General features: G+C 44.5%; 13 protein-coding genes. 5 read left to right on the top strand and 8 right to left on the bottom strand.

Annotation, left to right across the window (positions count from 1 at the left end; genetic code table 11):
- The first annotated feature begins 150 nt into the window (after positions 1-150).
- Positions 151-774: a sce7726 family protein gene (locus SHD_RS16080; RefSeq protein ID WP_023268089.1), complete on the top strand. Its 624-nt coding sequence runs from the start codon at positions 151-153 to the stop codon at positions 772-774.
- Here the strand turns inward: SHD_RS16080 and SHD_RS16075 are convergent.
- From SHD_RS16075 to SHD_RS16055, 5 genes are all read right to left on the bottom strand, one after another.
- A complete protein-coding gene (locus SHD_RS16075; RefSeq protein ID WP_023268088.1) occupies positions 754-1,827 on the bottom strand; it encodes a beta family protein in 1,074 nt (357 codons plus the stop codon). The two genes, SHD_RS16080 and SHD_RS16075, sit on opposite strands and share 21 nt — an antisense overlap.
- Positions 1,824-2,330, bottom strand: a complete 507-nt coding sequence (locus SHD_RS16070) for an ImmA/IrrE family metallo-endopeptidase (protein ID WP_023268087.1) — start codon at positions 2,328-2,330, stop codon at positions 1,824-1,826. Before SHD_RS16070 ends, SHD_RS16075 begins: the two co-directional genes overlap by 4 nt.
- A gap of 10 nt (positions 2,331-2,340) precedes the next feature.
- The gene (locus tag SHD_RS16065; RefSeq protein ID WP_200862648.1) at positions 2,341-2,979 is read right to left on the bottom strand and encodes a hypothetical protein; all 639 of its coding nucleotides are present in this window, start codon (positions 2,977-2,979) and stop codon (positions 2,341-2,343) included.
- Between the two features lie 1,133 nt (positions 2,980-4,112).
- Positions 4,113-4,709 carry a hypothetical protein gene (locus SHD_RS16060; RefSeq protein ID WP_023268085.1) on the bottom strand — a complete coding sequence of 199 codons (597 nt, stop codon included), beginning with the start codon at positions 4,707-4,709 and terminating at the stop codon, positions 4,113-4,115.
- A gap of 481 nt (positions 4,710-5,190) precedes the next feature.
- Complete coding sequence (locus SHD_RS16055; RefSeq protein WP_023268084.1) at positions 5,191-6,153, bottom strand: dienelactone hydrolase family protein; 963 nt, start codon at positions 6,151-6,153, stop codon at positions 5,191-5,193.
- A 271-nt stretch (positions 6,154-6,424) separates the two neighbouring features.
- On the opposite strand from SHD_RS16055, the gene SHD_RS16050 reads away from it, so the two are divergent.
- The 4 genes from SHD_RS16050 (at position 6,425) to SHD_RS16035 (ending at position 14,215) form a co-directional block, all read left to right on the top strand.
- Positions 6,425-8,695, top strand: a complete 2,271-nt coding sequence (locus SHD_RS16050) for a hypothetical protein (RefSeq protein ID WP_023268083.1) — start codon at positions 6,425-6,427, stop codon at positions 8,693-8,695.
- Positions 8,696-8,704: 9 nt separating this feature from the next.
- Positions 8,705-10,438 (top strand): toxin-antitoxin system YwqK family antitoxin, encoded by a 1,734-nt coding sequence (locus tag SHD_RS16045; RefSeq protein WP_023268082.1) that lies wholly within the window; start codon positions 8,705-8,707, stop codon positions 10,436-10,438.
- A 156-nt stretch (positions 10,439-10,594) separates the two neighbouring features.
- Entirely contained in the window at positions 10,595-12,907 is a 2,313-nt protein-coding gene (locus tag SHD_RS16040; RefSeq protein WP_023268081.1) for a toxin-antitoxin system YwqK family antitoxin, read from the top strand.
- A gap of 210 nt (positions 12,908-13,117) precedes the next feature.
- Positions 13,118-14,215 (top strand): calcium:cation antiporter, encoded by a 1,098-nt coding sequence (locus tag SHD_RS16035; RefSeq protein ID WP_023268080.1) that lies wholly within the window; start codon positions 13,118-13,120, stop codon positions 14,213-14,215.
- Positions 14,216-14,256: 41 nt separating this feature from the next.
- On the opposite strand, the gene SHD_RS16030 is transcribed toward SHD_RS16035, so the two are convergent.
- The 3 genes from SHD_RS16030 to SHD_RS16020 form a co-directional block, all read right to left on the bottom strand.
- On the bottom strand, positions 14,257-15,837 hold the full coding sequence (locus SHD_RS16030) for a rhomboid family intramembrane serine protease (RefSeq protein ID WP_023268079.1): 1,581 nt from the start codon (positions 15,835-15,837) through the stop codon (positions 14,257-14,259).
- A 196-nt stretch (positions 15,838-16,033) separates the two neighbouring features.
- Positions 16,034-17,002 carry a D-alanyl-D-alanine endopeptidase gene (pbpG, locus tag SHD_RS16025; RefSeq protein WP_023268078.1) on the bottom strand — a complete coding sequence of 323 codons (969 nt, stop codon included), beginning with the start codon at positions 17,000-17,002 and terminating at the stop codon, positions 16,034-16,036.
- 292 nt (positions 17,003-17,294) lie between these two features.
- Positions 17,295-18,221, bottom strand: coding sequence for a LysR family transcriptional regulator (locus SHD_RS16020; protein ID WP_023268077.1), 927 nt, complete (start codon positions 18,219-18,221; stop codon positions 17,295-17,297).
- Positions 18,222-18,352 lie beyond the last annotated feature (131 nt).

The raw sequence follows: 18,352 nt of genomic DNA, 5'->3' as shown, positions 1-18,352 counted from the left end.
CTAATTTTCTGTTTAAACAACGACTAGCAAGGCATTCTATGATTATCATTTCCAAATTTACGATAAATTTATAATATAAGGACAAATTTACTTGTTGAATAGCTATTGATAGGCCACAATACTGTCCGAATGTACAGGTAAAATATTACAATGACAGAGCTCGAAATAAAAATTTTATTAGTGAGATATTTCCTCGAAAAGTATGACACATTCGTGGTTAGCTCAGAGTTTCCCTTTCAGTTTGGTGAGAGGCGAGCAGATTTAGCTTTATTAAATTCAGACTATTTAACCGCTTTTGAAATAAAGGGGGCAAGAGATAAAGTATCTCGACTCAGTTATCAAATTGAGAGTTATAAAAAGTTTTTTGATTTTTGTTTCGTAGTATGTGAACCAAGTAATTTAGCTAGTGTTAGGGAAGTTACTCCTAGAGAAATAGGAATTTTGATTGCTGACATTGATGGCATTAAGCATATCCGTCATTCAAAGCATTTCAAAAGGCATGACAAGATGATGTTAACAAGTGTTCTCAGCGTTCAAAAATTAAACTCTTTAACAAAAGGAAAGTACTTAAGATCTAAGCATGAACTTTGTGAGTATATATCCAAAAATAATTCACTAGACTTAATAAGAACAATATCCAGAAATGATTTTAAAGAAAAATATGGAGTGGCATCAAGACTAATGAAACAAGAAACCACTCTTCATCTAACTTCAGATGATATATATACTATTACAAAAAAAGCACCCTCTTTATTAAAGAAAAGAATCAACTGACTCTCTTAATAAGATTCTACTTTTAATGTAATAGTTCATACGTACAGAGATCCAATATGCAGGACTAATACCTGAAGGACTATTTGCTGCTGCAGCTTTAATTTCTTCATCAGCCCAAACACCAAGCGGTTGATACGATTCAGAATCTGCAATAGTATGCTGCGCAGCTTTTACATAGCCCCCATTGTTTCTACGATATCTTTTGTACGTAAATGACTTGCCATCAAGTGATGCTATGTCGATTCTTGGAACAAATGTACCACCTTTCATTTCAATTTGTTCGGTATTGATAGATACATAATCACCATATCTGATAGGAAACTCTACACTAACACCTTGATATATATCCTCTTCATAAATAGGAAAGCTACCAGAAACATCATCTCCCCCGGCTTGAGCTGCGCTTGATGGAAAGCTAGAGCAGAGCATAACTACACCTTCAATTTCAGCCTCAAAAGATTTAGTACCTTCGCACGCTTCAAGAAAAGCATCAACAACATCATCAATTGGTTTTTCCCTAACAAATTCGGCATCCAAAATAACATAAAGCTTACAACCATCTCTTAAATTTGAAATGATAGGATCCAAATAGTGCTCAACTTCACTACAGCTTAAATCATAAGGTAATCTAACCGCGAGAAATTCAGATTTTGTTGAAGCAATTGTAACAAACTCCTCAACATCAGCAAACTCACCATTATCATCCTCATACAAGTGAACCATCGGAATAATATTTAAATCACTAAAGAGATCAAATAAAAAATATTGCCACTCTTTAAAACCACTTTGCTCTGATAAAAGCTGCTCAATTTGTGGATTGCTATACATTTCATCAGTACTTAGGTCAAGAATAAATGGTCTATCTTTTTGGATCTCAGCAATCTGTTTCATTCTGCGATATATATCACCATCTGGCGCCATTTTTGTTTTTCTTGATTTAGTCAACTCGTAAATAGGCAAAATCTTTGAAAAATCATCTTCACTTATATGCTCAAAACAGCGAAGCTCGCCATCCCTAGTTTTAATTATAGGGAAATATATAAATTCATTCATAGATTATGTCCATCATAACCCAAGACTTTAGCTCTAATTCGCACAGCATTAGAGGATACTTGGAAGTGCATTGCGACATCCTCTACTTTTGATGAAACATTTTCTATAAATGCCTCAAATGCTTCTCTAGGCATCAAGAGTGAAGCAGCAAAATTATTAGCCTCAGCTTCCATCCAATTAGAGTCACCATTTCTGAAGAATGTCGTGTCTTCAAAAGAGTCACTATTTGCAGCATGTCGAATTCGATGGGCAATTTCATGAGCAATTGTAAAACGCTGTCTATGAGGATGGTGCAATGAATTAACAGTCATAATCCAATTACCAGTTTTTTTCTCTTTTTTAAGCGAGCCTGATTCTTCATCTTGCATCGGTTCGTACCTCACAGCAATTCCAAGGTATCTAGCAAGTTCAGATACATTAACAGGATTTGTTTCTAAACCTTTATTTTTGGCAAGTGCTATCAAATGTTCAGGAGTTGATAATTCTTCAAATTCTGTAGCCATTTGAACTTTTCTATCCGATTTTCTTACGAACGCCATCTCTCATCCCTTTTTTTACAAGTCGATAATCTTTGCCTTCGGCTTCAGTTGCATCTAATTTAGCTACACGTTCCGCTATCACCTTCAATTGCTGTCGTAAAGTTTGATTTTCAGCCTCCAAAAAAGCTAACCGTTCAAGAGCACCATCAACCATTTGAGCCGATTTTTCAAATGTTTCTGCCGTAGCACTGTAGTCACTTTGCACTACACGAAGTTGCAAAGCTGCTTGAGCCTCGACTTTTTGATTTAGTGAGTGATTAAATAAGTCGCCGCTCATGTATTTCTTGGTTATTTCTTCCGCTTTTTCTTCTGAAGTACTTTTTATATAAATAACTGATATTGCTGCTATTAAACCATTTATAGCAACTAGAATTGTAATTATAGTTTGATAAAAACCAGTTTGAAATGACCATACATCTTTTAGACTGATTAATGTTCCACTCTTAACTAGATCTCCAATAATATAAGAGATATAAGGGTCATTGATATTATCAGCATTTACCAATGTCACTGAGTTTTCATAACCAAAGTAAGATAAGAATGAAGGAAGTGGTAAGAAAACAAGTAGAGTTATTATTAATATACAAAACACTAACCCTATAACAGTACTCACCAAGAATATCATCCTACTAACACTGTAATTCGTATTTGTTGATTCTGGCATTTTTCAGTAATAGCAAATGAGATTTCTAACGACTATACTAGATAACTATCTATAAAAAAAGAAGTTATTCCTTGATATATGGTTTCTAGAGAAATTTAAACATACTCTAACTTACTGAATAGTTGAGGATATGTTCTGGCAATAAAGCATTACCCAATAGGGTTTTCAACTTATACAATTTCAACGTATCTTTATACGCACGAAATAATTGGACAGATATGATTTAATATCTCCATCATTGACCCAAAACTCCACTGCCAAAGAAGTTCACCTCCCCTGCGAAGTTGCTGAAGGGCGTTGAAGGAATCGCGTGAGCGAGGCATGGATGCCGAGTTAGCTTTCGGGGTACAGGATGTACCATCGGAAGCGTTAGCGATTTTCGAATAAGCACGAAGCCAGTATTCAATGCATGTAACTTCGCTAGGGGCGTCTTGGAGCATCCAAGGAGGATAGGACGAGCAGTCCTCCTTGGTCGGGTGTGGGGTGAAGCCCCACGACCTTGATTCACCTCGGCCAACAGGCCGCAAAAACAAAAGCTCTGCCATGGCTACCGCACTTGGCCAACACCCGTTAGCCAAGGGATTGCACTGCTGTAATGCTTTTATAGAATCTAGAATCTAGAATCTAGCACCTAGCACCTAGCACCTAGAGACTTATCGCATATTGTTCAGGAGGTGTTTCTTGCGAGATAAAGACACATCTTCCTGATGCAAGTGAACTTAGCCGTGGTCACGATTAAGTTTCATCCTTGTTAAAAACCTAAGATAACGTTCTGTTTAACATCTGTCTACCACTTTCACATTACAAATTAGATAGTTAAGTGATGACTAATTTGGATAATAGCTTTTATGTCAAGCCCACAACGGCAAACTCAATGGGCATGCCTGAAGTGGCACTGCTGCACCTATGACCTTCTAAAAGTGGATATTTGCACGGCGTATCACAGGGGGGACTAATATAAGAGAATGCAAAAGCCTGCGGCAGGCAATGAGTTACAAAGTTACTTTGCAGCGACACAATTGCCAGTTCGCGACACAAAGCGAACCAGCAACATCATAGGGTTGTGGGTTGAAACTTACGCACTACTCGCAATGGAAAAACTGCTCTGTACGCTCAGCAGTATAGGCCTCCCACAGTGGTCTTTGGTCCTGATAAAAATTGCCGCAATCTTGTCTCAATTCCCCTTGAAGACAGGTCTTCAATCCCGTCACCATCTCGAGTAACTTTGCCTTAGCACTTGCAGCTCGCGACTTTACCTCATTGCAAGACATATTCGCTGTTTGATGGGGATAGTTACTCGCAGATAGATGTGCTTCCAGCACTGCTTTGCGCTCGGCATTTGACAAATCAGCCATGCGTGTTTCCCCTTTTCGCACGGCGGTCATTAGGCTATAGACATGGCTCGGATTAAGTGGATTAGTGGTATCCGCGGGGCCAATAAGCTCCACTTTATTGCAAGCTCCGTTGTCTAAATACACACTGCATCGCCAAATATTGCCTTTATAGTTAATTTTATCAGGATTGAATTTGCGATTTTTATCCCAAAGACATTTGCACGGCACCTCTAGTTGTTGGGCATTGGACGCCTCTTTCGCAGTGGCGTTACCCGTCATAAATAAAGCCGATGGCATCATTAATAATGCCAAAAGCAACCATGATAATTTCAGATGCAGGCTCATATATCACCTTTGTATATGCTCGAAGATATCCTCCCACGATGGTTAGAATAAATATAACACTCTGATTTTGCGGTTTATTGACCACGGTCAACTAACTAAATGTAAATTAAATGTTTAATTCAATTCGAATAGGCAATCATCAAACTAACATTCGATCGTCAATAGGAACGCCAGCAGTGGCACTGTTGCACCAGTGACCTTATAAAACATGGAGGTTTTAGTAGATGCTGCCGTGAGTCTATTTGCTCAATCAAATACCATGGCGTGTCACTGGGGTGGCTAATACAAGAGAATGCAAAGCCTACGCAGGCAATAGGGCGCACTGTTGCTTTGCAGTAATCTATTGCTAATTAGCAACCACGCGAACTAGCACTATTATCGGCTGTGGGGTGAAGCCCCACGACTTTGATTTATCTCGGCCGAGAGGCCGCAACAAATGTGTCCCCGTATCACAAAATTCCCTTTTGCCGTTCGGCAACCCCTAACCTTGTAGATGCTTCCCAAAAAAATCTAAGGTTCTTGCCCATGCGAGCTCGGCGGTTGGCTCATCATAACGGGCGGTGGAATCATTATGAAAACCATGATTCACATTGGGATAAAGGTAGGCAATATACTCGGCCTTGTTAGCCTTTAATTGGGTTTCGTACTCGGCCCAGGTGTCGTTAATCCGTTGATCTAACGCGGCAAATTGCAACATTAGCGGGCCTTTGACTCGGCTGCGTAGCTCTGTAGCCGCTGGCGTGCCATAAAAAGGTACACCAGCAGCTAACTCATCGGGAATGCTGGCGGCGAGCATATTGACTATATAGCCGCCAAAGCAGAAACCGACGGCGCCGAGTTTGCCATTACTCTGGGGATGCGCCTTTAAAAAGCGGGCGGCGGCGATAAAATCCAGCTCGATTTTGGATCTGTCGAGGCTGGCCTGCATGGCGCGGCCTGCATCATCATTGCCGGGATAACCGCCGAGGCTGTAAAGCGCATCGGGGGCAAAGGCGATATACCCCTTGGCCGCTAAGCGGCGGGCGACATCTTCGATATAAGGATTCAGGCCACGGTTTTCGTGTACCACTAACACCACGGGGGCTTTTTTAGTGGGGTCCAAGGTCTTAGGATCGCCCGCCTCTTTGCCGGGGATCAGCATAGAAGCTGGCATCACTAAATAACCGCGACCTTCGCCATAGCCCTCGGGGGAGGGAAACTTCACATAACTGGCTTGAATGCTGGGATCGTTAAAGGAGACTTGTTCTGCTAAGGCGTAGTTGGGCATGAGTGCGCCAGTGAGCGTTGTCATGGTAAACCCCAGTGCCACAAGACCTGCGAGGCGAGCCATAAACTCGCGGCGGTCGATGATGCCGTGGGCATATTCATCATACCAATCAAAAGCTTCCTGCGGGATAGGCTGAGAAGTATGGGCGTTATTGTCGGACTTAGGTTGTGGGCTCATCGTTCTTTCTCCATTGAACAAGCTACCACAGGTTTATCTTCCCTAGCTTGTGAGTTATCTAGCTGTGCTCACAAGAGTAAAGGATGAAGCCTGATTAGAGCAATCGGCTTTCTCAGCTTAGGCTGAAGTTCATCAGCCAAACTTATGACTGATCTTGCTCCCATATTGGCGTGTGCTTTTTATTTCCTAGGGGCGTTTTTGTGTATAATGTCGCCAAACCACAGATTAATACTTTTACATTTCAATAACATAAGTTACTAATGGAGTTCAGATGGCTATAGGGATATGTAGGATAATTTGCATTACTGCCACGCTCACGCTGTTAACCGCTTGCGATAATAGCGTTTCTTCCTCGTCGGCGGGCATCCCCTCTGAGCGCGAGTATCAGATTATTTCCACCATAAGCCTTAACGATGGTTTCGAAACCCGTAAAGTGTTACAGGCAAGAATGCTGCTGGATTACCAATTGCAGGATGCAGAGGGTAAGGCGGCCAGCTTAACCACGCCATTAACCCATAACGCCCGCTTTTTTATCCAACCTAATCTGCTACAAATTAGCGATTATGGTATGCCAATTCCGGTGAGTAATATCGACCCTAGAGCCAAATCCAATGAAATTGTTCAGTTGGTTAAAGATGGCTTTAAGGTGGAATTTAACAATGGTGAAGTCCGCCAATTAACCCCCATTGCCAAGATTGATCAAAAGGAAATCAAGGAGTTATTTGAGCGCTGGCAGAATCTTAATAACTTGTTTAAACAAGCCCCAACCTTGCCTATCTCGCTTGAGCCTCGCGTGGGATTTAGCACTAGCGCGCCCATGGATGCGCGCTTAACTTGGACGGTTGAGCAGGTCAGCGAAGATAAGTTGGTCGCCGTATTACAAGGTGAAAAAGGCAAGTATAAGGCCTTCGGCAAGTTCGAAGTGAACCGCAAAACCGGTTGGTTAGAGAGCATGGCGTTTTTTCAACGGGAAGAGCGTCAAGGGAGTACCTTCACCCACCGTACCGTGATGGCGCCTAAGGATAGACCCTATATCATGAGCACGCTTTGGCATGCCGATGATAGATTTGATGCTGAGCGCGATAGGGATGATAGGCAAAAGGAGTTGTACCGCATTAGCGAGGTACCGCAGCAATATCGCCCTAATGACGAGGCATTTATTAAATCCTTATTACCTGAGCAACAAGGTATTTTAGATAATGTTGGCCCTTGGGGCACTGATACCCCTGAAGATTTGCAATTGCACTTTGTGCACAATTTGAGTCCACAATATGTGGCCGCCGATGTGCGTTATGAAGACTTAAGCGCCTATGATGCTAACGGCAAAGCGATTGACATTCACTTCTGGCAGCATGGCAAAGGTTGGGCGAGGAATTACAATCCCTCAATTGAGTCTTCAACCGATATTATTGCTACAGGTTGGGATAACACCGCGAATAAACTCAAGCAGATAGACCATATTAATGCCAAGCTGACGCTTATCCCACAAACGAATAATATCGTCGAAAAGTCGTGGGATGAACTGGTAGCAAAACCCTACACCTTTGGCGATGCCAGCCTAACAATCCAAGTGCTCGATGCCGAGGAAAAGCTGTTTAAAGTCATCTCAAGGCAGAGTGAGGTTCAAACTATTAATATGCCTTTTCAACAGTTTAAAGGCATGATAGCTGAGGGCCGTCGTGAAGGTAATTATCCCTCTTGGCTAACGGCGACGGAAAAGGAGCTGCTAGAACAATTGATTGGGGCCGATGACAGCCATCACCTCACCAACAACTCGCTTTTACTTAAGCTCGATGAGATCCCCAAAACTGTGGTGTTAATCGAGCAACAACCCCAGCCGGAGTTGACTCAAACCAAGACGATTCGCTTTGTACAATTTACCGAGTACAACAAAAATCTGGCGAATCCTCCCACCGAATTTGGTAACGCTAGCCTAGGCAGCTTCAGCAATCCGGCTCTCGATAGCGCGAAAAATGAGGTCAATACCATCCAAGGGATAAAACCTGTGACTGATAATGGGAATAATCTGTATATTCCCATGTCAGCTGCTTTGGCAACCGCCTGTAAACCTGAAATAGAACAAGGATTTAATGAGGGTAAAAATCCCGTCACTTGGCAGTTTGCTCCCAATGGCCCAAACGGTGCCGCCTATATTTTGATGACTCCGGATCATGTACGGCAGTTTTTCTACGATAAGCAGATCAAGGGCAAGATCCGCTGCCAAGGTGATATCCATTGGCAACCGCTGGTGCTGCCCGCCACTCACCGCCCTTGGTTAATCGATTTACAGTCTTGGCTTACGCAAACCGGATATGGCAATGAGCCGAGTAGCGATCTTAACAATTACTTTAAGGTCGAAGATGCCCAAGGTAAGCCATTAACCATTCGACTCCCCGAAAACACTGAGCAGCGAATTAACGAGGTGCTGGTCGACGGCCGCTATTTAAGTGTTATAGGCGCCGCGGCTAAGGTGAGTTATATGACGATCTCCCAAGATGCTGTCGATATTCCCTATGAATTCACCTTTAAACCTTTGCCTTAAGGAGCGGTTATGCGTCCATTTACTGTAAAACTGCTCCTAGGAGCACTCGTACTTATCAGTACCCATGCCAATGCGGAAAAGGTATTACTCGATGCCCACTGGAATGTCATCAAGGATGAAAAACAGGCTCTGTACTATTTTGAGCAACCCGTTGATCTGACTGATGGCTACTACAAGGTCGAGGTTTACTACAAAGAAAAGAATAGGCTTTTCTGCTCAACGGCCATCGCCGATAAAAATATCGGTAAGGCACTTACCAGCGAGCAATTTCGCGGGCCTTATCAATGTAACTTCGACGATGGAAAACCCTACGAACAGGGCTTTCGTAACGGGCAGGGCCAGCTCGATGGCGTAATCAAAAAGTACATAGCCACTGGCCAATTATATACTGAGTCACACTATGAAAATGGTGTGAAACAAGGCCTAGAAACGGGTTATTGGAATGGCGGCAATATCCGCTACAAAACCACCTTTAAAGATGGCCAAGAAGTCGGCATCAGCGAACATTTTGGACCAGAAGGTGAAGTCACCGCCAAAATCTGCCATGACCCTACCTGTGTGAGCCAATATTTTAACCTAGGCAAGCTCAATCGAGAGGAGCATAAGGTTGATGGCCTACTGCAAGGCACAGAGACCACTTGGGGACTGAATGGGCAAGTCATCTCCACCCAAGAGTGGTTTAAGGATAAAAAACACGGCGACTATTTTGCCTATTTTGACAATGGTAAGGTAAAGCAACACTTTCAATATCAACAGAATTATAAGGTTGGTGAGCAGCTTACTTATTTTGAAAATGGCCAGATAAAATTAAAGGAAGTCACCAACGATAAGGGCGATGTCATCCAGGCTATCGAATACGATGACAAGGGTGAGATTAAACGCACCACCGACAGCAAATACCAAGGGAATCGCTGGGTTTATCGCAAACAGCAGCGCTATCGTGATGGCCAACTGATTGAGACTCAAGAAGAGGACAAACTCAAAAACTGGTCGCTTTCCGAAACCTTTAAAAAAGGTTTGTTAATCGAGCGCCAAGAACGACTCAATAAGCAATTGAATGGCTTACAGATCAAATCCTTCGACTACAACGATGTCATCACCCTCTCCCGCGAATATTATCAGGCGGGTAAGCGTGAAGGCGCCTATGAGACGGTGAAAATTGAGCCAGCCACAGGCAAAAGTCAGCTGGTAGAGCAAGGTCAATATGCCAAAGATAAACAAGCAGGCACTTGGAAGAAATTTCAGGACGACGCCACCCTCACCTATAGCCACGATGATAATGGTGAGCTCCACGGTGAATACCTCAACAAGACCAACTCTGGTCAGTTGCTTGAGTCCATGCACTTTAAACATGGCAAACCCGATGGATTAGTCCAGCGTTACGCCAGTAACGGCCAAGTGTATGAAAAAGGCGAATACCGTAATGACCTGCGTGAGGGTGATTGGATATTTACCGATAACGAATTCCAATATCGCCCAAGGCCGAATCCTGAAAGACGCTCTTGGCATGGCCGTTTTGAGCAGGGCAAACAAGTCGGCCATTGGGAACTGCGCTCACCAGAAGATTATGTGCTCGAAATTGCCAACTATGACGACCAAGGTAAGCTACACGGTAAGCAATACGAATTTGATGAACATGGCTGGATACGGGTGATGAATCATTACAATCATGGCCAGTTTTTAAATCAGGAAACTCCGCCGCCAGCCTTATCGGTTGAAGATAACGTCTTTCCCTTTTATTAATAGCCTGTGGCTGTAAGCTGTTTAGCTTAACGCCATTCGCGTACACTGACGTGCTGTACACTCGACCAAAGTGCACAGCATCAACATTATGTAAACGTTAGGATTCTTATACTGGCCGCTATTAAGCGGCCCTAAGACCCAGAGCAAAGGATCAGCATGTACAACACGCCATTTCGCTTTATTAGCCTCGGCATTGCCGGAACCAGTCTAGTTTGTGCCTATGCACAGGCGGCGCAAAACCTCTCCTCCATGATGGTCGAAATCCGTCAGCAGGACGGCATACCCAGCTATTACAATCTCGCCACGGGCATGCCCTTAAATGGTGATATCGCCATTGTCCGCGATAACCAAGGTTATACCTTAGGGCAATTTTCGCAGGGAATACCGAATGGGAAATGGCAGGTATTTCATAGTAATAACAGTAGAATCGTCGAAGGTAACTATCAACTGGGTTACCAAGATGGCACCTGGCGACTGTTCGATTTAGATGGCACCCTAACCGAGGAGCAACAATTTGCCAAGGGTGTCCCCGTTGGCGAATGGAAGGAATTTAGTGCCACAGGCAACGTTACCCAAAGCACCCTCTATAAAAATGGTCAAAAGTCCCAAGTTAAGCGCTTCTTCCCCAGCGGTAAATTGCAGGCGCAAGAAAGCTATCTTGATAACCTACGCCATGGCAAATGGGAAAGCTTTTATGAAAACGGCACCCTATCCCAGAGCCAAACCTACGCCAACAACCAACTCACCGGCCCCTATCTTGAACAAAACTCCGAAGGCCAGATTGTGGTTAATGGGCGTTTTGATGCCGACGGTCGCCGCCAAGGGTTATGGGAAACCTTTTTCGACGATGGCACTAAGGCCAGTGCCAGCCAGTTTAATCTCGATAAACTCGAGGGTGAAGAACGCACCTTTTATCCCAATGGCGAACTGGCAAGCCTGTGCCACTATCAGGCGGGGCTGCGCCATGGTAAATGTCAGCAATTCAATGAACTGGGTAAACTCCAAGTGGAGGAGCAATACCTCAACGATGTGTTAGAGGGACGTCAGCAGTATTTTAACCTCGAAGGTGTACTGACCAGCGATTTGAACTACAAGCAGGATATGCTCGCTGGCACGCAAAAGTATTTCCATTCCAACGGCCAACTTAAAGAGCTGCGAACCTATCAGGACTCGCAATTAGCCGATAATGGTCAATACCCGTTGCATGGCCCCTCCGAACGCTACGATGCGGACGGTAATCTTATCGAAAAAAGCAGCTACAACATGGGCTTAAAGGATGGAGTCTTTGAGCGCTATAACGGCGGTAAACTGCAAACCGCAGAGGTATGGAAGCTAGGTCAACGGGACGGAGAATTTCGCCGTTACCACACCAATGGCCAGCTTCGCAGCTTAGATGTTTATGTGGATGGCAAACTCACTGGCCGCTCCGAATCCTACTATGAAGATGGCACACTCAATGAGCGAGGCGAGCGTATCGAAGGCGCTTGGGTTGGTAAATACGAATCCTTTTACGACAATGGCAAACCCAGAGAGCTCGCCCATTACGCCCGCACAAAACCCGATAACAGTAATAGCTATCCCATCGATGGCCACTTTAGTCGCTGGTATTACAATGGCGATCTCAATGAGGAAGGTGATTACCAAAACGGCGTTAAAGAGGGGCTGTGGATCCAATATCAGCAGGGGCAAAAACAAAAAGAGCAGACCTTTGTTAACGGTAAACTCAATGGCAATTACGCCGAATATTACCAAGGTCGACGCCGCGTCACCGGCCAATACGAGGATAATCAAAAAACGGGTCTCTGGATTGATTACCGCTATGAAGCCAAAGATCCAACCTATGGCGCAATTCCCGAGGGTAATATCAGCCAGAAAACCCATTGGAAGGACAATAAACGTAATGGCACCAGCGAGTACTACAGCTTTAAGCAAGTGGTTTATCGCTTAGAAACCTATGATAACAATGATAAAACAGGCACCTATGCCGAATATTATCCAAACAATGGCCAGCTCAAACTCAGCGGCACTATGGATAAAGGTCAGCAAACGGGTCTGTGGGAAAGTTGGTATGAGGATGGCATTTTAGCCGCCAGCAGCGAATTTTTAGATAATCAGCAACATGGCACTAGCAAAGAATATTACAGCAATGGCCAGCTAAAACTCGAAGCACAATACACAAAAGGCGAGCTCGACGGCGAACGCAGGGAATACCATCAAAATGGCAAACCCAAACTGAGCGAAACTTGGTTAAAAGGCCAGAAGGAAGGCAATGCCAGCTATTATCACGCCAACGGTAAACTCGCCGAACAAGGCTCTTACCTTAAGGATCGCAGGGAAGGTTTATGGCAACAGTTTTGGCCTAATGGCGAAAAACGCAGTGAAGGCAGCTACATAGCTGACCGCCAAGCGGGGGATTGGAATAATTACGATCAGCTCGGCAAGTTAATTAATACTGAGCACCATGGCTAAGGCACGGTCTAAGCCTGTATGCGACTTGCCTAAATCTGCGCGCAACATCAGCTAAGTCAAAGGTATTAGCCGAACACTGGGGTTTTGAATAAAAAAGCGATCTCGCTCAAAATTTTATGCCTAACCCCAAATCTAAAGGATTATTCATGCAAAGTGTGCCATAACCAATGTCTATACTAACGGCCTTTTTCCGCTTTGGATCAACTGCCTATGAAGACATTTATCAAAGACGAATTTGCCCTACTGCTCGGAATACTCACATTAGTATTCTTCAAGACGGGCGGTGATAGTTTGCTCGCCGATGGCACGGCACTCTCAACCTATATTCCCGTTTCACTCGCCCTCTTAGGCGTAGTGACTTGGGCTATTTTCTCCGTGGTGCGTCACTCGGATGCGCTTGCCATCAAGCTCGGAGACCCTTACGGCACCTTGATTTTAACCCTGTCGGTGATTTCGCTCGAAGTGGTGATGATTTCTTCAGTGATGTTAACGGGCGAACCCAACCCCGTCATGGCTCGGGATACTATGTTTGCCGTAGTCATGATTATTACCAATGGCTTAGTCGGTATCACATTGCTACTTGGCGGCTGGCGCTATCATACCCAGCACTTTAATTTGGATGGGGTGAAATCCTATCTAGTGGCGATTATTCCCCTCGCCCTACTCTGTTTAGTGCTACCTAACTTTACCGAGGGCGGCACCATTGGCAGCATGTCCAAGCCCATGTCTTGGATGCTGATCATCATCTCAATTTTGCTCTATGGTATCTTTTTGGTGATCCAAACTAAGAGCCATAGCCACTTCTTTGTAGATGCCGACCACGAGGACCACGAAGAGCATCACGGCATACTGCGTAGCAATATCTACCACACAGTGCTGTTGATTGGTTATTTGCTGGTGGTGATTCTGCTCGCCAAAACCCTTGCGATGCCAATCAATTACAGCGTGGCATCACTCGGTGCGCCGCCAGCACTGGGCGGCTTTATTGTCGCCTGTTTAATCTTATCTCCAGAGGCCGTGGGTGGTTTTAAGGCTGCGATCAACAATCAACTGCAGCGGGCGATGAACCTCTATTTTGGTTCAGTGCTCGCCACCATTGCACTCACAGTGCCGGCAGTATTGATTATCGGAAGTGTGATAAATCAAGAGGTACACTTAGGCCTTTCTGCGGCGGATATGGTGCTTTTAGCCACCAGTTTAATGGTCTGCAAAGTCAGTTTTAGCAGTGGTCGAACTAATGCACTCCATGGGGCGACGCATATAGTGCTGTTTATTGTGTACCTTTTCCTGATGTTTGAGCACGCCTAAATACCCTTTACATTCAATAGTAAAACCCATTAGCCGAGGATTTACCTCGGCTTTTTATTGGCCTGCGGTTGCACCTTATTTGGCCGTAACAAGCTCCCAAGCAACAATCCACAGCCCAAACCGCCAAGGTGCGCGGCATTATCCACCCCACCCAAAAGCCCCATTACAAGACTTACAGTAACAAATAGAGTGAGATTCAGGGCAAGTGGCATATTGTCCGCCAAGGGCAATAAGCCCAACCATATCCACATCATTAACACCCCAAATAGCCCCATGATGGCGCCCGAGGCTCCGATACTGATCGTCGCCTCATACCAACCAATGCTGGCCATGCTCGCCACTAAGCCACAGCACAAATAAACCCCAAGTAAACGCCATTTGCCCAGCAGAGGCTCCAAAAACATCCCCGCAAAAAACAGCCCATATAAGTTAAAAACCAAATGCATCAGGCCGCCATGCAAAAACATATTGCTGATTAAACGCCAAACTTGTTGCTCAAGCACCAACTGCCGAAGGTTTGCGCCCCAATCGAGTAACACACTGTTTGGTAAAGCGATAAAATGCTGGCTGGCAAAGGCCATTAACATAAATATCAAGGCATTGATATAGAGCAAGATAGGCGTGATAACAAAGCCCGGCCGAGGCTTAAATTCGGCCAAAAAGCCATAAAGCTCAGCCATTGGTTTCGCCATACTCAGCTGAGTAGCCAAAGGCTTCGATGCAAGCTTTGTCTCATCTAGCTTTAGCATCAGACTCATCAACAACCACAGAATGGCTCCAAAGCTTAACCAAGCGATAATCCACGCCAGTTTATGACCATTACGCGCCTCGAAGGGTTGATTCACAGGCATCAAGACGGTTTGATAACCCTCGAAGTAGACTGAGCTTTTTTGGGCAGCACTGAGTAGTTGAGTGTAGCGGGTTGACGGACCGATACGGTCAAGATAGACAAATTCATCGGGCTTAAATGCATTAAACGCTTGCTGACTATGATGAATAAATTCTTGAAATAGAGCTTCTTTCTCCTGCGGTTCCAGTCTATTACTGATCGTTTTCTCATAGACTTTGCCATACCATGCCAAGGCCTTAGCACCGACCCGCCAACTCTCATTGCGTTTAGCGAAAATTGGCATCGCAATATACAGGCTCATTCGCAGCTCACTGTTGCCCTTGCCTATCGGCTCAATATTACGCTGCACACCTATGTGTTTTTTATCGATATAAAACTGATTTAATTGGTAATACTTGGTCTGAGGTTGGTGCAATAGCCCATTGATGGACTCGAGTTGAGTCAACTTGCCCGTTGCGCTATTAAGGTATTCCTGCGCCACGATAGTGGGCACGGCCAGTAACAGCACGGCAATCACAAAATAGATAAAACGGCTATTACTCTTGGTAAAGCGGAATAACTTAAGCCGCGGTCTTAAGTAGAAAAACAGCAAGGTCCAAGGCAATATCAGCGGCAGCCAGAAATTAATAATCGATTCGTCGATGCTTAGCAGTTGGAACTTAATAAGCAATAACCAATGGAGCAAGCTGTAACCTGAGACATATGACAGGCAAAGCAGTATAAAGGGCACATAGATCAGCTGGAGTTTTTTTAAGACTAACGCCACACGCATATCATCCTTGAGAGAGAAATCCCGCCAATGATACGGCGTATCGCCACATAACGCCCCCTTTGCGGGGTGATTGCTTGGTTTTTAGTCGCTCATCTATAACAAAGGACTAGGCAAATACCAACAAAAAAGCCAGAACGATTCTGGCCTTTTTATTCGATGGATAAGCAATTAATGCCTGCCTCTGGTTGCAGTGAGCTTAGGTCTCGCTGACTTTGGCAAACTGTTGCTGGCTGCGCTGCTTTTTATACTGCTTAGCTTCGGCAGGGATCGGAGTCACTTTGCCGGTTTCTAACCAGTTACGTAAACGGTTGGCATCCGCCATATGGGTGTATTTACCATAGGCATCGAGCACCACAAAGGCCACTTGGCGCTTAGCCATTTCAGTACGCATCACTAAACAATGGCCGGCCTCATTGGTAAAGCCAGTTTTGGTGAGATGAATATTCCAATTATCTTTGTAAACCAATCTGTTAGTGTTTCTAAAGTCGAGGCTGTACTTAGGCTTACCAAAGGTAACGGTTTTCTTTTCGGTCGAGCTTAACTGACCTAACATGGGATAACCTTGGCTGGCCTTGAGCAGTACCACCAGATCGCGGGCACTCGAAACGTTTTTCTCTGACAGCCCTGTTGGCTCCACATAGCGAGTATTCTTCATGCCTAGGGCTTTTGCCTTAGCGTTCATCGCCTTAATAAAAGCCTTATGCCCACCGGGATAATGGTGGGCAAGACTCGCCGCTGCACGGTTTTCAGATGACATTAATGTCAGCAATAACATATCTTTACGGCTGATTTCACTGCCGATACGCACTCGAGAGTACACACCGCGCATTTCCTTAGTGTCGTTGATATTGATAGCAAGCTTTTCATCCATGGGTAACTTAGCATCTAAGGTCACCATGGCGGTCATCAGCTTAGTCACAGAGGCAATCGGCCTTACGGCATCGGGATTACTGGAATAGAGAATTTCATTAGTTTTAAGATCCACCACCATTGCACTATTGGCCGCCACTTCCTGCTGTTTTGCAGTAGTTTTTTTACCAGTGGTTGCTTTTGTGGCGGTGCTTTTTGTAGTGACAGAGGCCGAATCGGCAGAATGCGCTGTCGCGGCAACAGTTAAACTGCTGCATACCAAGATAAAACTACCAAGCAGAGAAGGGATCTTCATGTAGATTTCACTGAGTCGTTAAATAAGTCGAATGTGCTACGGCACAGGGTTGAAGCTAAGTATAAGAGGTCTGCGCATAAAGGAATAGAACACAACTCGATTTTTATCAGCAATATCAGCAGTTTTTAGCCTTAATTCGCAAAATATTTCTATATTGTTAATACGCTAAAAAACTCATCAATTAAGTACTTAATACCAATAAAAATTCTAACTGCAATTATCAATACTGAAAACTATGTCATTTTTAGTATGACAAGCCAAACAATCACATTCATCAGGGAATTTTTAGCCGCTATTCGTTGGCAATCAGACGAATCGCTAAGTCAATAAATGCCTCAAAGCGAGAAGGTAAAGGACGAGTGTTTTTATGCACTAAAAACAGTGACTCCTCCACTTTTTGCTCAAGTTCTACCGCCCATAGACTCTCCCTAGGTATAAAGGCGTTGACCGTACTCAAAGGAAGCACAGTAAAACCAATGCCTTTAGCGACTGGCAGTAAGATTTGATTGAGCTGATTAACATATCCTCTGCGTGGGATCTGCTGGACGATGCCACTCGCGTGTCGCTTACTCCCACGGGCAGTAAGTGTAGCTTCACTTTCGCCGAAATTGGCCCTGAGGACTTGTTGCAAATAGTATTGTCCATCGGGATGATCAATAAAGCCTATTTGTTCAAGGCGTTCCCTATCTAATGGCATACTTCGATACTGACTTGGCAGCACTAAAGCTAACTCCGCATAGCCTATGGCTTGATAACTGAGTTCAGCTTCATCTGTGCGCTTAGTGACTATGCCCACATCGAGCTGGTTATTTAAAATGCCCGACACTATACGTTGGTTGGGCGCCGCCTCTAACATCACATTCAAGCCGGGATACTGAATTTGTCTCTCTAGAAAGTGCGGATAGAGCAAACTTGCTATCGCCCCCGAGCAACCAAAACGGCACTCACCAATATAGCGATCGTCGGTTTGCAATCGCGCTAACAGCTCTGTTTCGGCTTGTAGATAGTCACAGGCATGTTGATAGAGAATGCTGCCCGCTTCTGTCAACTCAAAGCGCTTGCCCTGTCGCTGAATCAGAGACACCCCCACCTGTTCTTCCAACTTTTTAATATGTTGGCTAACGCCAGGTTGAGTCATAAACAGCTTTTTAGCCGTCAGGGTAAAGTGCCCGACCTCAATCAAGGTCACGAAGGTCTGCAGCCATTGTTGATTCAGCATATGCACTCTCTATCGATCATTCCATCCACCAAGCATAAACATAAATTATCAAAATAAGAAAATTTGATAATTTTTAATTGTTAATAGAACGCCATAAACTGACTCCATCGCTACTGAAGCTGTGATGATTC

It is taken from the genome of Shewanella decolorationis S12 (assembly GCF_000485795.1).
Classification (GTDB): domain Bacteria; phylum Pseudomonadota; class Gammaproteobacteria; order Enterobacterales; family Shewanellaceae; genus Shewanella; species Shewanella decolorationis.
The sequence above is the reverse complement of the archived record's forward strand: the minus strand, read 5'-3'. Positions and strand labels throughout refer to the sequence as shown.

Excerpts from the sequence above, each read along its gene's own strand:
- SHD_RS16080 (WP_023268089.1), top strand. The coding sequence starts at position 151 with ATGACAGAGCTCGAAATAAAAATTTTATTAGTGAGATATTTCCTCGAA.
- SHD_RS16075 (WP_023268088.1), bottom strand. The coding sequence starts at position 1,827 with ATGAATGAATTTATATATTTCCCTATAATTAAAACTAGGGATGGCGAG.
- SHD_RS16070 (WP_023268087.1), bottom strand. The coding sequence starts at position 2,330 with ATGGCTACAGAATTTGAAGAATTATCAACTCCTGAACATTTGATAGCA.
- SHD_RS16060 (WP_023268085.1), bottom strand. The coding sequence starts at position 4,709 with ATGAGCCTGCATCTGAAATTATCATGGTTGCTTTTGGCATTATTAATG.
- SHD_RS16055 (WP_023268084.1), bottom strand. The coding sequence starts at position 6,153 with ATGAGCCCACAACCTAAGTCCGACAATAACGCCCATACTTCTCAGCCT.
- SHD_RS16050 (WP_023268083.1), top strand. The coding sequence starts at position 6,425 with ATGGCTATAGGGATATGTAGGATAATTTGCATTACTGCCACGCTCACG.
- SHD_RS16045 (WP_023268082.1), top strand. The coding sequence starts at position 8,705 with ATGCGTCCATTTACTGTAAAACTGCTCCTAGGAGCACTCGTACTTATC.
- SHD_RS16040 (WP_023268081.1), top strand. The coding sequence starts at position 10,595 with ATGTACAACACGCCATTTCGCTTTATTAGCCTCGGCATTGCCGGAACC.
- SHD_RS16035 (WP_023268080.1), top strand. The coding sequence starts at position 13,118 with ATGAAGACATTTATCAAAGACGAATTTGCCCTACTGCTCGGAATACTC.
- SHD_RS16030 (WP_023268079.1), bottom strand. The coding sequence starts at position 15,837 with ATGCGTGTGGCGTTAGTCTTAAAAAAACTCCAGCTGATCTATGTGCCC.
- pbpG (WP_023268078.1), bottom strand. The coding sequence starts at position 17,002 with ATGAAGATCCCTTCTCTGCTTGGTAGTTTTATCTTGGTATGCAGCAGT.
- SHD_RS16020 (WP_023268077.1), bottom strand. The coding sequence starts at position 18,221 with ATGCTGAATCAACAATGGCTGCAGACCTTCGTGACCTTGATTGAGGTC.